The sequence below is a fragment of the Fibrobacter sp. UWB2 genome (assembly GCF_002210425.1).
Taxonomy (GTDB): domain Bacteria; phylum Fibrobacterota; class Fibrobacteria; order Fibrobacterales; family Fibrobacteraceae; genus Fibrobacter; species Fibrobacter elongatus.
This window is the reverse complement of sequence record NZ_MWQK01000001.1, coordinates 105,371-120,085: the sequence shown is the minus strand read 5'-3', so window position 1 is coordinate 120,085 and position 14,715 is coordinate 105,371. Positions and strand designations below refer to the sequence as shown.

12 protein-coding genes are annotated in these 14,715 nt (G+C 49.9%); 5 read left to right on the top strand and 7 right to left on the bottom strand.

From position 1 onward, the window contains the following. Positions 1 to 735 carry a CvpA family protein gene (locus tag B7982_RS00560; protein ID WP_088659098.1) on the top strand — a complete coding sequence of 245 codons (735 nt, stop codon included), beginning with the start codon at positions 1 to 3 and terminating at the stop codon, positions 733 to 735. Between the two features lie 78 nt (positions 736 to 813). Here the strand turns inward: B7982_RS00560 and B7982_RS00555 are convergent, their stop codons facing one another. The 6 genes from B7982_RS00555 to B7982_RS00530 all read right to left on the bottom strand — a co-directional run bounded on the left by B7982_RS00555 (position 814) and on the right by B7982_RS00530 (position 7,127). Then, a complete protein-coding gene (locus B7982_RS00555) occupies positions 814 to 2,070 on the bottom strand; it encodes an amidohydrolase (RefSeq protein ID WP_088659097.1) in 1,257 nt (418 codons plus the stop codon). A 65-nt stretch (positions 2,071 to 2,135) separates the two neighbouring features. Beyond that, positions 2,136 to 3,563 (bottom strand): UDP-N-acetylmuramate--L-alanine ligase, encoded by a 1,428-nt coding sequence (murC, locus tag B7982_RS00550; protein WP_088659096.1) that lies wholly within the window; start codon positions 3,561 to 3,563, stop codon positions 2,136 to 2,138. Positions 3,564 to 3,584: 21 nt separating this feature from the next. Further along, a complete protein-coding gene (locus B7982_RS00545) occupies positions 3,585 to 4,859 on the bottom strand; it encodes an RluA family pseudouridine synthase (protein WP_088659095.1) in 1,275 nt (424 codons plus the stop codon). A gap of 15 nt (positions 4,860 to 4,874) precedes the next feature. Further along, entirely contained in the window at positions 4,875 to 5,459 is a 585-nt protein-coding gene (gene lspA, locus B7982_RS00540; RefSeq protein ID WP_088659094.1) for a signal peptidase II, read from the bottom strand. 1 nt (position 5,460) lies between these two features. Further along, the gene (locus tag B7982_RS00535) at positions 5,461 to 6,543 is read right to left on the bottom strand and encodes a squalene/phytoene synthase family protein (protein ID WP_014545217.1); all 1,083 of its coding nucleotides are present in this window, start codon (positions 6,541 to 6,543) and stop codon (positions 5,461 to 5,463) included. Between the two features lie 5 nt (positions 6,544 to 6,548). Further along, positions 6,549 to 7,127: a hypothetical protein gene (locus B7982_RS00530; protein ID WP_233138294.1), complete on the bottom strand. Its 579-nt coding sequence runs from the start codon at positions 7,125 to 7,127 to the stop codon at positions 6,549 to 6,551. 199 nt (positions 7,128 to 7,326) lie between these two features. On the opposite strand from B7982_RS00530, the gene dnaA reads away from it, so the two are divergent. Then, positions 7,327 to 8,652 carry a chromosomal replication initiator protein DnaA gene (dnaA, locus tag B7982_RS00525; protein WP_088659093.1) on the top strand — a complete coding sequence of 442 codons (1,326 nt, stop codon included), beginning with the start codon at positions 7,327 to 7,329 and terminating at the stop codon, positions 8,650 to 8,652. Positions 8,653 to 8,814: 162 nt separating this feature from the next. On the opposite strand, the gene B7982_RS00520 is transcribed toward dnaA, so the two are convergent. Next, positions 8,815 to 9,798 (bottom strand): diaminopimelate dehydrogenase, encoded by a 984-nt coding sequence (locus B7982_RS00520; protein ID WP_088659092.1) that lies wholly within the window; start codon positions 9,796 to 9,798, stop codon positions 8,815 to 8,817. A 259-nt stretch (positions 9,799 to 10,057) separates the two neighbouring features. On the opposite strand from B7982_RS00520, the gene B7982_RS00515 reads away from it, so the two are divergent. From B7982_RS00515 to B7982_RS00505, 3 genes are read left to right on the top strand one after another with little or no spacing between them, the layout of a single operon-like run. After that, a complete protein-coding gene (locus tag B7982_RS00515; RefSeq protein ID WP_088659091.1) occupies positions 10,058 to 10,846 on the top strand; it encodes an outer membrane lipoprotein-sorting protein in 789 nt (262 codons plus the stop codon). Positions 10,847 to 10,866: 20 nt separating this feature from the next. Beyond that, positions 10,867 to 13,266 (top strand): RND family transporter, encoded by a 2,400-nt coding sequence (locus B7982_RS00510; RefSeq protein WP_088659090.1) that lies wholly within the window; start codon positions 10,867 to 10,869, stop codon positions 13,264 to 13,266. Further along, positions 13,263 to 14,666 (top strand): DUF1302 family protein, encoded by a 1,404-nt coding sequence (locus tag B7982_RS00505; RefSeq protein WP_088659089.1) that lies wholly within the window; start codon positions 13,263 to 13,265, stop codon positions 14,664 to 14,666. The genes B7982_RS00510 and B7982_RS00505 overlap by 4 nt, the downstream gene beginning before the upstream one ends. Positions 14,667 to 14,715: the final 49 nt, after the last annotated feature.

Here is a 14,715-nt window from a genome sequence, read left to right as displayed (position 1 = left end):
ATGAATTGGATAGATATTGCGTGCGCAGCTTGCCTGCTCGTTTTTAGCGTCCTTGGGTTGTGGCGCGGACTTCTGAGCAGCGTGTTTAGGCTCTGTGCGTGGATTTCAGCGATTCTTGGTGCGTATTTCGCCCAAGACCTTTTGTGTGGTTTCTTTATACGCAATTTTGCTTTTGGAGACTTTGCCGCGCACCTCATTTGCACGTGCATCGGCTTTTTGGTGCCGTTCCTTCTGTTCTCGTTCATCGGGCACCTGGTCGGCGATTCCATCAAGAACACCATCGTCGGAAAGACAAACCGCATTCTGGGATTGCTTTTCGGCGTTATCAAAGCTTCGCTTATCTGCTTCTTATTTCTCACAATTCTGCATTTGCTCCCCGTCGAAGGGAACCTCAAGAACACGAGGAACGATGCGGTATTCTATAGCATATACAAGTCTTCACTTGAAGCCATGGGATATTCTTCTGACGAAGTAAATCTCCGCAAGATGGCAAAAGAAAAGGCAAGCGAACTTACAAAGACAATTACAGACAAAGCTAAAGGTTCGACAGAAGAAGCAGCCGATAGCGCAAAGGCAGCCGTCAAGAACGCCGCTGATAGCCTTTCAAACAAAGTTAGCGAAACAGCCGAGAAGGCAAAAGACGCCGCTATTGCCGCTAAGGACGCCGCATTAAAAACGTTCGAAAACGGGACCTCGAGCGATTCCGCTTCGTCTTCAAGCTCTGCTAAAAAGTAACTGAAAAAGAGAAAGCCCGCAAAAGCGGGCTTGACAAAACAGAGGCAAGAAAACGAGAGGCGTCTGAAAGTCGCCTCTTTATTTCGAAGCGAGACGTGCAGCGCATTCGCGAGCATCGCGGAGAATTTCTTCTTCCCCATCGACGTGGCGGCCACGCATCACGAACTTGCCGTTGCACATCACAGAATCGATTGCGCTAGAATTTGCGGAATAGACCCAGTTGCTATAGATGTTGTAGCACGGCACCATGCGTTCATTGTTCAAGTCAATCAGCAAGCAATCTGCGAGATAGCCTTCTGCAATGCGGCCGGCATTGATTCCAAAGAACTGCGCAACATTGCATGTAGCCATCTTGAGAGTTTCTTCTGCTGGGAGCGTTTCTGCGGTTCCGAGATACTTCGCCAAAAGCGCAATCGTCTTCATTTCTTCTTGCATGTCGAGATTATTATTCGACGAATCGCCATCCGTGCCAAGACCAAGCTTCATGCCGTCCTTGAGCATTTCGGCAACCTGCGGAATGCCGCTGTTCAGCTTCATGTTGGAGCACGGGTTCAGAATTGCGGTTGCACCCGATTCCGCAAAAATCTTGCGGTCAGACGCCGTGAAATGCGTGCAGTGCGCCGCCGAGAAATTCGAATTCAAACCGCCCAAACGTTTCCAGAATTCCACAGGCGTACAGCCGAACTGTTCCATGCAATTCTTAATTTCAGTCATCGTTTCGGATAAATGCGTGTGAATCTTGTAATTTTCTTCGTGGGCAAGTTCTATGAGTTCTGCGGTTTTCTCCTCACCCACCGTATAAACGGCGTGCGGCATCACCACAAGCTGCACACGTTCCGATTCGCACTTGTGCTTTCTCATGAAGTCTATATTTCTCGCCCAGCCCTCAGGAGTCAACAAATTTTCGGCCATGGTAACGCCAATAGCCGCACGGATTCCCATTTCTTCGACAACACGGACCGTTTGTTCGCGATGCCAATACATATCGGCAAAGAATACCGTTCCCGACTTGATCATTTCAAGAATCGCCAATCGACTCCCCGCGCGGATATCGTCATCCGTGAACTTAGCTTCCATCGGCCAGATGTAATCGTTGAGCCATTTGCCAAGTTCCATGTCGTCGGCATAGCCGCGCAATAAGCTCATCGCCGCATGCGTATGGCCATTGTAAAACGCGGGCATAATTGCGAAATGCGAACAATCGACAATTTCGGCGCCATCGTAATCAGACGGTTCCAGCAGACGCGTGACCTTTTCAAAGAGATTACCGACGATCAAGATGTCGCGCTTTGCGCCATCAAAAAACACATTTTTTAGAACAATCTTTTTGTCCATTGCAATTTTCCCCTATTTTTGACAAGACCACACGAGTCTAACACGACCGCGCGATCCTGATGCGCTTAACGATTTTCCAAAAGTTGCTTTACCGAGCGAGCGAACTCTTGCAAGCTAGGATCTCTCGCGCCCATCAGCAAAATCGTGTCACCCGGCTCTGCATATTCTAGCATTTTCTTAGCACACTCGTTGCGGTCAGCAATGTAAATAGCCTCACAACCCTTGAGAATCAAGTCGTCCGCAAGGTCGCCTGCGCTAATGTCACGCGTGACCGTTCCGCCAGCGTAATAGATTTCACTGAAGAACATCACATCGTTCTTGCGGTCAAAATCCATGTCCATCGGGCGGAGCGTCTTGGCGATAAAGTCCACCAAGTCCTTGCGCAAGAATCGCGTCGGACCAAAGCCATGTGGCTGGAACCAAGCAATCACGCGGCCTTCAGTAAAGTCCTGGGCGCTTTTGATGCTTGCGGCAATTTTCGCCGGATTGTGAGCAAAGTCATCGACAAGCGTCACGCCGTTGAATGTCCCGAGAATCTGGTGACGGCGGAACACGCCCGGGAAAGACGAAAGCGCATCGGCACATGTGTGGAGCGAAACGCCCGCGCGAAGTGCGGCGGCTGTGGCGGCCAAAGCATTTTCCATATTGTGCTTGCCCGGCAGCGGAATTTCGAACTTCACAAGTTCATTGCTATGACGCACGCGGAACTGGATGTGAGTCCCGACCGACTTAAAATCAATTCCCTGGACGCTTACATAGCTTTCATAGCCAAAGTCAAATTCACGACCGGCGCTAAACTTCTTTGCGAGCGGGTGCGCATCGTTCACAATCAAGATGTGACCTGCGCTCAAAACGTTCTGGCTAAACTTCAAGAAAATTTGTTCGAGCTCGGAGATTTCCTTGTGGTCTTTGTCGATGTTCAAAATGACGCCGATTTCCGGTTCATAGCGAACAAGCGTTCCATCGCTTTCATCGACTTCGGCAACGAGCCATTCGCCCTTGCCACTCACAGCATTTCCAATCTTGCCCTGAGCCTGCAAGTTCACGAGGCCAGCCCCCGTCATCACAGACGGCTGGAGTCCCGCATATTCGAGAATGTGGTAAACCATCGCGGTCACCGTCGACTTTCCGCTCGTACCGCTAATCGCAATCGTGCGTGCTTCCTTGGAAATCTTTGCGAGCATTTCGCTGCGGTGCATCACCGGGACGCCAAGTTCCTTCGCGCGCTTCAAATCCGGATTCGTATCTTCAATCGCGGTGCTCACCACGACGGCGGTAAGACCTTCGACAACTCCGGAACCATCCTGCGCAAAGCACTTGATTCCGCAATCTTCGAGTTGACTCATGACAAGCGGCTTCTCGGCATTCCCGTTCAGGAACTCGCCAAACTGACGGTCGCTACCACTCACGGCAACGCCCTTGCCCACCAAATACTGCGCGATAGCACTCATGCCCACGCCAGCAACACCGATAAAGAAGTAAGAATTAGTCATTGTTAGCTTGTAAGTTTTAGATTAAAGCAATTCCGGATCGATTGTGGGTTCGTAACCTGGTTCCACAAAGTCTTCCGGGGCAATTCCCTTGCGACGAGCGGCCTTCATCTGCTTGATGAGCTTGCGTTCAGCGGCAACGGCACGGCGCTTGGCGGCAGTCGCCTTTTTCTCGGCGAGGCGCTGGGCACGCGTCTTGCGTTCCTTCACAGGAGCGGCTTCATCCGGCGAGATTTCCAGCGGTTCTGCGTATTCGTCAAATTCATCATCTTCGTCAAAGCGAATCTGCGCATCGAAATCGCGGAAACCTTCTTCTTCGTCATACACAGGCGCCGATGCCGGGCATTCCTTCTTCAAGAGCTTGAGCACATTTGCAAACGGCTCTTCCATCGGGACCTTGAACGTAAGCTTCTTGTTCGTGCGCGGATGGATGAGTTCAATCTTCACGGCCTGCAAAAGCTGCGCCGGAGCAATTTCAAGAACCTTCTCCGCCACCGGCTTCATCAGAGGCGGCACGCGGTTCAAACTTTCGTCACGACCATCGTAAAGTGGATCGCCAACGACCGGATGGCCCGTGTAACGGCTATGCACACGAATCTGGTGCGTACGGCCAGATTCCAACTGCAATTCCAAAAGCGTTGCAATCGCAAAGAACTGTTTGGCAACGTAATGCGTACGGCTTTCCTTACCGCCCTTCACCACCGCCATCTTGAGACGGTTCTTCGGGTTGCGGCCAATCGGAGCGTCAATCGTTCCTTCGAGGTCACGCGGGCAACCCCATACAAGCGCATTGTACGTGCGATGGAGCGTGCGAGTTTCGAGCTGGTGCGCCAAATGCCTATGAGCGGCATCGTTTTTTGCGACCACCATAAGCCCCGGCGTATCCTTGTCCAGACGGTGGACAATACCCGGACGAAGCGGACCGTTCACGGTCGAAAGATTTTCCTTGAAATGGTACAAGAGTGCTGCAGCAAGCGTTCCCTTGCTCACGCCATTACCCGGATGCACCACCAAATTGCGCGGCTTGTTGATAACCACGATATCGTCATCTTCATAAACGATGTTCAGCGGAATATCTTCGGGTTCAAGCGTCGAAGATTCCTTCTCGATCATCTTTTCAACGACAACCGCCATCCCCGTTTCTACGCGGAAGTTCTTGGATACTTTGCCACCGCCGACCTTGACTTCGCCTGCTTCAATCAGCTTCTGCACGTCTGTGCGGGAGACATTTTCCATAACGCCGACAAGGAACTTGTCGATACGTTCACCATTATGTTTTTCTTCTACGATATAATTCATTTTTTGTATTAGGATTTAGGGGTTTGGCGGGTTTTCTTTAGCACTTTTTTCCGCGTCTTTTTCTTCCTTAATTTGCTTATGCAGCTTACGCAAGATCACGGGAGACAGAATCACAAGAGCAACGCCAACAGTCACGAACGAGTCCGCCACGTTAAACGTCGGGAATCGAGTCATGATAAAGTCCGGGAAATCGCAGTCGATAAAGTCCACAACCATCTGCATACGCATGCGGTCGATGAAGTTTCCGACAGCACCGCCGAGAATCATCACAACGCCCAAGCGGCTCAAGTAATCACGCTTGTCGATGGACTTATAGAACCAAGCGAGTGCAAAAGCGGCGACAATCGAAATCAACAAAAAGAACACCCAAGGCGGCAAGAACGGCATCAAGTCTTGCGGACGGCTACTGAACGCAGCGCCCTTGTTGTACACAAGCTGGAAGCGCACTAGTTCACCAATCACAGGAATTTTCTCGTACGTAAAATTCCCAGCTTCGTCGGTAAAACGCGACACCGCCCACAGCTTCGTCAACTGGTCAGAAATAATGCTAAAAACAATCACCGCCACATGGAACGGCCACTTATTATAAAACTTTTCCATATTATCCTTTGATTTTCTTATAAGCTTCATCAATCCACTTGTCCGAATAGAAGTGCATCGACGTTTCCTTGACAATTCGCTTCACGGTATCGCGCGTGATTTTCACCTTCTTGTCCGAAGTGAACACCGACACGCCATTCCCGATCAAGCTCAAGTTCTCCGCCGCCATAAAGAGCGGCCAGAGGCAGAAGAGCCTCGTGCGCATCTTGATGTTCGGGATGAGCTTCGTATAGGCAATCGCATCGTCCAAATGATGCCAAGCCTTCTCGACAAGTTCCGAAAGCACTGCGCCGCATTTTTGAGCATCAGCTCCTGCAGCAAAAAGTTCGCTCGGATGCGCAAAACCATGACGTTTGCAAATCTCTTCAGGGATAAAGCACACGCGGCGTCCAGAATCCTCGACGCAGTCCTTCACGATGTTCACGACCTGCAAGGCAAGCCCAAAGCTCACGTCCAGCTTCGAAAGTTCCGCCTCGCGTTCTGCATTGATAAAGCACGTGTCCGCCGAGAATAACTTGGTCAAGAGCTTGCCGACAATGCCTGCCACATAGTAGCAGTATTCATCGAGTTCGCCCACGTTCGCAAGCGTAAACCAGCCCGCCGAAAGCGCAGCTTCCTGACGGAGTGCAAACTTCGCCATGCCACCGCACATTTCAATCACCACGTCGCAAACCGGCTTCTGGTAGTTCTTAGGAAGCGACTTCAAAAGCGGCACCACGACTTCGGACTTCGAGCAAAGATCCTTGTTCGGGTCTTCAGAGCCATGCCAAGATTCCGGGAGTGCAGCTACGAACGTACGAATTTTCTCGGTCTCAAGTTCGCCCGTCTTGAACACATCAGCAAACAGCGCAAGCACGCGGTCCTTTTCGGTCGCCTTCATGTCCGGGTCATCTTCGACCGTATCGGCAATGCGCAAATAAAGGTACGCAAGCAAAATACTGCGGTGCAACTTGCCACGCAAAACCTGGATGTTCAGCGCAAACGTACGCGACACCAACTGCAAGATATCTTCGGCGTACTTCCACGCCGCCTTGCCTTCGAGCACCTTCTCGCCCACATCTAAAGAATCCAATTTATCAATCATATGAGCTAGTACACCTCAAACATTTCCGGCGGCACCTTTTTAGACGCAGCCATCGACTTTACGTACTTCCAAAAACGGCCATGGTCTTCGGCGTTGCGGAGCTTATGCGCATAACTCAATCCCGCACGGTCACGCACGTTTTCATCCGACATCGCAATACCCTTGCGCTGGATCCCATAATTCACCCAACGGTACTCCAGATAAAAAGCCGACTGGAACAAGTCTGTAAGCTTGAGTTCCGTCCTGCGCTTCATCAAATGAGCAACCCATATAAAAACAATCACGGAGATAAATCCATAATAAGCATTAGCACCAAGCCCAATCTTTTGGAGAGTCCATACAATAGCCGATGCTGTAGCAAACGACGTCACTAGCGTAAACAGATAATCGCATAAACGCAAGAAACTCACGTGCCCCGGGTGTTTCACAAATCCGCTCAACACGTAAGCCCATTTTTCGCCCCGATCGAGCTGTTTTTTCAAAAAAACGACGTACGAGACATTCCTAAACCAAAAATGGAGACCGACCCAGAGCAAAACGGGCGTCCAAAAACTGTATTCCACAAGCGTATTTATTACCATCATAGCAAAAATTAGAAAATTTGCAAAATTTAAGCGATTCTCGCCAACGCACGGAGGCCCAAACGCGCACGTTAATTTTCATTTACAAAGAAGTAAGAAATTTTTTAGGTTTATTTCACTCCCAATCTATCAACATCCCAAAGAATTAGCTAAATTATAACGCCTAGTTGTTGATAGATTATTAATCGGATGAGGATTGAAGATGCAGGTTGAATGGGAAAGATGCTTGAACTACCTCCACGGAATGCTGTCGGATACGGTATTCAAGACATATTTTGCACAGACCAAGCTTGTAAGCCAAACCCCTGGACACGCCGTTATCGCAGTGCCCCCCGGACTTGATGTCAAAGTCTATGCCGCTTACAAGGACCTAATCCGCCTCGCCTGGAAAGACGTCTCCCACGACGATGCTCCGGTAGAATTTGAATTCCAGCCGCAAGACGTTTACCAGCCGCAAGCAAGCTCCTCCGACAACTCTTTCCGCGAATTTATCAAGCCGAGCGTTCCGCTTTCTGGCAGCTTCCGTTTCGAAAACTTCGTCCCGGGTGACAAGGCCCAGCTCGCCTTCAACGCCGCCCTCGCCGTCGCCAGGAATCCGGATGGAACGCAGTACAACCCGCTATTTATTTATGGTTCTTCCGGTCTTGGCAAGACGCACTTGCTCCAGTCCATCGGTAACTACATTCTCGAAGAAGACCCGACCAAGCGTGTGATTTACCTCACATCCGAAGATTTCTCGCAGCAGTACATGAAGTGCCTGCAAGAAAAGCGCATCACCGAAATGTCGGACTTCTACCGCAACGAAGTAGACATTCTCTTGATCGATGACATCCAGAACTGGACGGGCAAGTACGAAACGCAAAACGAATTTTTCTTGATCTTTAACGCACTGCACCAGGCAGGCAAGCAGATCGTGCTTACGTCTGACGCTCCCGCTGCCGAAGTCAAGAACCTCTCCGACCGCCTTGTGAGCCGCTTCTCCTGGGGCTTAACCGTTGACATCCAGCCGCCTGACGTCGAAACGCGCGAAGCCATTCTCCACAAGAAGGCCGAAGAACGCCACCTCGAAATCAGCGACGAAGTCATCCGTTACCTTGCTGAAAATATTGCAAGCAACGTGCGTTGCCTCGAAAGCGCCATCATCAAGCTCACGCTCCAGTCGAGCCTTATGAGCCACGACATCGACATGAACATCGCACAGAAAGTCGTCACCGAAATCGCCCCGACGCTGCGTCGTCGCGTAAGCCTTGACGCCGTACTCCACGCCGTGTCGCAGCACTACGAAGTTCCCGAAACCAAGCTCATCGAACCGGGCCGCGGCACCAAGGAAATCTCGAAGGCTCGCCAAGTCGCCATGTTCCTCATGCGCGAACTCTCCCCCATCAGCTTGCAGAGCATCGGCTCCCGTTTTGGTGGCAAGGACCACTCCACCGTCGTGCACGCCATCAAGAGCGTCAAGAAAGAAATGGAAACCGACCCGAGCTTTGCCCGCTTGATCGAAAGCCTCAAGAACACCATTCACGATTAATACGCCTTCGGCGCAGTTATCAGCGTATCCTTTATACAAAAAGCCTCGGGTTAAACCCGAGGCAATTTCTTTTGCAATGTCACCCCAAATTGTCATCCCGGCCTCTGTGCCGGGACGGGGTCGGCATACACAGTCTTATTACAAGCCGTGAGCCGTAGGCGACTACAAGCAATGAGCGCGCAATTCTTCGTCGCTCAAGGAGCTGAGGTATGCAGGCGGAACGTCGAGAACAGTCTTGCAACCAGTCTGGCCGTTAGCCTTCATGCGGAGAGCAGCGCGTGCGTAAGCCACGAGAACGCTCGTCGTGAATTCCGGGTTGGAATCGAGCTTGAGGCTGTATTCGATCACGTGCGTGTGTTCCTTGTTCATGCCGGTCTTGCCGGTACGGATCACGAAACCACCATGAGCGAGGCCGCTGTGGTTCTTGTTGAATTCTTCTTCGCTGATGAAGTTGACGGTCGTATCGTATTCATCGAAGTAGTTCGGCATCGTCTTGATGGCATTTTCGATGTATGCCTTGTCAGCACCTTCTTCGGCAACCACGTAAACGAGACGGGTGTGCTTTTGGCGAGTGGTGAGTTCCGGCATGGAACCGCTACGGACAGCTTCGAGAGCAGATTCCACCGGGCAGGTGTACTGCTTAGCATTCTTCACACCCTTGATGCGGCGGACAGCGTCGCTGTGGCCCTGAGAAACGCCCTTGCCCCAGAACGTGTAGTCCTTGCCTTCCGGAAGGATAGACTGAGCATACACGCGGTTCAAGCTGAACATACCCGGGTCCCAACCGACAGAGATCATAGCAATCTTGTTTGCGCCCTTGGCAGCAGCGTCAACAGCAGCGAAGTGCTGCGGAATCTTGGCGTGCGTGTCGAAGGAGTCAATCACGTTGAACATAGAAGCATACTTCGGGGTGAGCACCGGCAGGTCCGTAGCAGAGCCACCGCAAATGATGAGCACGTCAACCTTGTCCTTCCATGCTTCCATTTCAGAGACGTTCAACACCGGAACGCCAGCCGTCTGGATCTTCACCGTCGACGGATCGCGACGAGTGAAAACAGCCACGAGTTCCATATCCGGAGCCTGCTTCACAGCACATTCCACACCGCGACCGAGGTTACCGTAACCGAGAATAGCAATCTTTGCCATAAAATAATCCTTGTTAAAAATTTTTGCGTGGAAAATATAGGAAAGTCGAAAGTAGGAAGTAGGAAGTAAACAGTGAAATTCATGTAAAATTAGTAGGTATGAAAAACGTGCTCTAGAACACAAAAAGCGCCCATATAATACAATTCGGACTATATTTTTACAGAAAATGTTCCTCGACTGCACAAATTGATATATTTTTCTTACAAAGAAGTAAGGCGATTCTTATAAAACCGCCTTTCATTTTTTGAAGGAGAAAAATATGAAAAATCTTTTCTTGAGCGCTCTTAGCGTAAGTTTTCTGCTTTTCACAACTAGCTTTGCACAGACTGCAAATGAAATCGCCAAAAAAGTCCATGACTTACCTTCCGGGAAAACATCTTCCGGACTTGTATCTGTAACTTTGATTGATAAAAACGGCAAGACACGTAACCGCGAATTAGTCTCTTACACCATGAAAGACGGCACAACCGACAAGACCGTTCTCATGTTCAAAACGCCGCGCGACGTGGCTGGCATCAGCTACCTCACCTACGACTATCCAGATAAGGCCGACGGCTCCACCGTCGACAGCGACAGCTGGATTTATATCCCAGCCATGAAAAAGGTACGCCGCGTTTCTGGCTCCAACAAGGACGACGATTTCCAGGGAACCGACTTCACGTACGACGATCTCGGCACCCGCAGCCTCTCCAAGGACAACTTTGCCCTCCTTGGCGAAGAAAAAGTGAACGGCATCGACTGCTGGATTTTGGAAGCCAAGGCCAAAGACCCGAAGGCTAAAGTCAGCCGCCGCGTCTCCTGGGTGAACAAGAAGACCTACGTCGTAATGAAGGGCGAATACTTCGACAAGCAGAACCGCTTGCAGAAAACGCTTACCGCAGACGATATCAAACAGGTGAACGGCTACTGGACCACGCTCAAGCAGACAATGACTAACGTCCAGACAAACCACAAGACCATCTACGAAGTCAAGAACCTCAAATACGATGAAAAGGTCAACGAAAGCTACTTCACTGTAAGCGCTCTTGAACGTGAACAGATTAAGTAGATAGAAAAGGACGGCTAATTATGAAAGTCGAAAAGTTCAACGAATTTTTCGGCAAGGTCGGACAGGCGCAAATTCGCAACCGCTGGAAGATTCTTGCCGCATTGCTTATAGTCACAGTCGTTTGCTGTTTAGGCTTGAGCAATTTTTCGCTCGCATTGGGCGAAGAAGGCTGGTTCGGCAACTCCGATGAAATCACCATCAACACAAAGAAATATGAAGAAACCTTCGGAAACCTGAACGGGATTGGCGTTCTTGTAGTAAAGCAAGGTGAAGGCGATGTCTTTAGCGAAGACATGCTGAAGGTCATCGAAAAAATCGGCAACCGCATGCGTGATGAAATTCCGTTTGCAGACCGCCTGACCTCCATTGTCGAAGTCGATATTCCTGTCGGCAATGACGAAGGATTTTCGATTGTAAAGCCCTATGAAAACGGTATTCCTTCGGATTCCGCGGGGCTTGCAAAAGCACGCGACCTCGTGATGCGCGGAAGCGAAAAGACGAATGCGCTCATCAATTCGCTTGTCAGCGATGATGGCAAAGAAACGTGGATTTCCCTTTCGCTCCATCCGTTCAAAGGAAAAGAGCTCGAAGAAAAGTACGGTGGGGACAACACCGAAGTTTCAACAGACATCGGCTACAAGCTGATGAACATCATCGAAAGCGAAGAATTCCAGAACAAAGGATTCAAGCTTTACGGTGGTGGTATGCCATACGACAGCGCCAACGAAGACCGTTACGAAGTTCCCGAGTATGGTGTAAGAGTCCTCTGCAGCATTGTCGTGATGCTCTTGTTCTTGGCAATTTGCCTGCGCAACGTGTTTGGCGTGATTGTTCCGGCTGTGGCAACGATCAGCGCTATCGCCACAGTCTTTGGTGCAATGTCGTTTTTTGGAGAAAAAGCGGACTCCGCTCTTGTGACTTTACCGGTTGTCCTTGGCATGGCTCTTGCAGTCGGCTATTCCGTACACTACATCAAGATGTTCAAATTGCATTTTAGACGCACGGGCAAGCGCAAGGAATCTGCCATCAAGTGCGTCGAGGAATGCGGATGGCCGGTACTGTTCACAGTTCTTACAACCATGGCTTCGTTTATCAGCTTCCTGTTTGTGAACATGAAGCCTCTCGAATGGATGGGTAAAACATCCGCTTTTATCGTGCTCGCAATTTACATCTACGTTACCGTGCTCATCCCGATTCTGCTCTCGTTCGGCAAGGACCGCGCGCCCAGAGCTACTCAAGTGAACGGAGCTACAAAACTGGATCTCTCTTTTTCGAGATGGTCTAAGTTTGTCCACGACAGAAAGAAATCATTCATTGTCATTAGCGCATTGGTTATCGCCGCATTCATTCCGGGGATGTTCAAAATCACGGCACAGCTCGATTACCTGACCATCACAGGCGACAAGATGCCATACATTCAAGAAGTCAAAAAAATGTTGGCACAAAAACTCGGCAACCAGTACAGTTACACGGTGATGATTTCTTACGATGAAGAAGGCGCTTTCAAGAAGCCCGAAAACATGAAAGCGCTCGTGCAGCTCGAAGATTATCTCGGCACACTCTCGCTCACCAAATGGTCGGGCGGAAAGGCACGTGTTTCCTCGGCGACAAGCATCCTGAAAGAAATGAACCGCGCCCTCAACGAGGGCAAGGATTCAATGTACACCGTCCCTGAAGATGAATACGTACTTGCACAGCTGATGGAACTTTCTTCTATCGAAATGCACAACGACTTCAGCGATGTCATGGATGACGATTTCAAGACAACCGTTGTCAGCGTAGACATGACGCAGTTCGCCACAGAAGAAGCTCTTGCCAATATGGAAGCGTTGAAGGCAAAACTCACCGAGCTTTTCCCTGGCGCCAAATGCACCTTGCTTGGCGACATGATCCGCTATTCCGAAATGAGCAACCGCATTATCTTTGGCGGCCTGAAATCCTTCGGATTCTCACTTGTCATCATCGCCATTATGCTCGTTTTCGCCTTCTCTAGCCTTAAGCTCGGTCTTATCGGCATGATTCCGAACGTGGCTCCGGTCATTCTCGTGGGTGGCGTCATGGGGTATTTCAATTATGCCCTTGACTTCAGCACCATCACCGTGATGCCCATGATTTTAGGTATTGCAGTTGACGATACAATCCATTTGACAACACACCTGAAAATGAAATATGAACAAATGGGTTCTAGCGAAAAGGCCATGGAAACGACCTTCCGCGAAATTGGAGCCACCATGTTCCTGACAACCGTTATTCTGTGCTCCATGTTCAGCGTTTACCTGTTCAGCCCCATGCACTTCTTGGCGGTTCTCGGAGTTCTCATTATCGTCGGTCTTTCAAGTGCTTTGGTTGCCGACTACACGATCACCCCCGCTCTTTTACATGTAGCAAAGCCCTTTGGCAAAGAAAAGGAGGAAGTATGAATAAGCATTCTTTTTTAACGGCGATAACCCCCGCTATTGCATTAGCGGCAATCACCCACTTTTCCGCACCTTCGCTTTATGCGCAAGAAACCACTTTTAACGGAAGCCTTACGACCAAAGCTGGCGTAACCCTTGCCAACTCTAACGACTTAAAACACGATTTTGTGCTTGGCCAGACGATTTTCGACGGTACCATAAAAACGTTCTTTGACGAGGGGATGGTTTACGTGAACGGTCAATTTGTCCACGACGCCATCAGTACCCAAGCATCAAACGGAATGTCCGGATTCGTCGCCGATGACGGTTCCTTCGCCTTGAAGCTGAGAGAAGCCTACATCGACTGGAAAACCGGAATATTTGCGCTCCGTATCGGTCGCCAGATTGTCTCGTGGGGTAAAGCCGACGACATCCAGATTACAGATGTCGTGAGTCCCTTTGATGAATCAAGCGTCGTCGCAAATGACTACAACGAATCCAAGCTCGGAGTCGATGCAGTCCGCCTGTCTGTTTTGACAGACAAAGCACAAGTCGATGCGTATTACATTCCGTTCTTTACACCGAGTATTCTCCCGATAGCATCGAAGAACCCTCTCCGCTCGCGCGTATTCCCGAGTAACGTAGATGGACTTGATGTTTACAGTCCGTATTACTACGACAATTTTGATCTACCCAAGAAGCGTCTTTCCAACAGCGAATACGCGCTCCGCGCAAGCCTCTACACTTCTGTGATGGACTTGTCGCTGTACGGATTCTACGGTTGGGACGACACGCCATTCTTCAAATACAGCCCTCTGATGTACGAAGATGCCAATGACGATCCAAACCTTGAAGGATTCACCGTTTCAGGGAAATACAGACGTATGGCTATGGTCGGTGCCGATGCGGCAATCCCCGTTGGAGACTTCGTATTCCGTTTGGAAACAGCTTACTTCCCTAAGCGCCATATCCAGACATCTGCCGATTACCAGATTGAAAAAAGCCTCAATGAAGAACATAGCTACACAAGCAGGCGCAGGGACCAGCTCTTAAGCCTTGTCGGTGTCGACTGGACTTACTCCTTCCCGATTATTGGTAGCTTGACCATTACGGCACAGTATATTTCGGACTACGTTTTCAACTACAAGAACTACTTGGACCGCAAGCGATACGAACATCAGGTAACGCTCAGCGTCGAAAAGTCGTTCTTGAACGAAACGCTTACCGTTTCTGGCTCTGGTGCACTTGAATTTTGCGCTTGCTCTGCAGCAGGCGAAGTTGAAGTGGATTACCAGCTCAATGACGCCATTACGCTCAGTATGATTGGCGACATTTATATTAAAGGAACCCAAGGCAGAGATGGCACGTACGGTCTATACCGAGACTTCAGCAGCTTGACTTTCAAGGGTAAAGTTTCGTTTTAACTAATTTATTATTACCCCCGCAAGGGGGGGGCTATTTGGATTAAAGGAT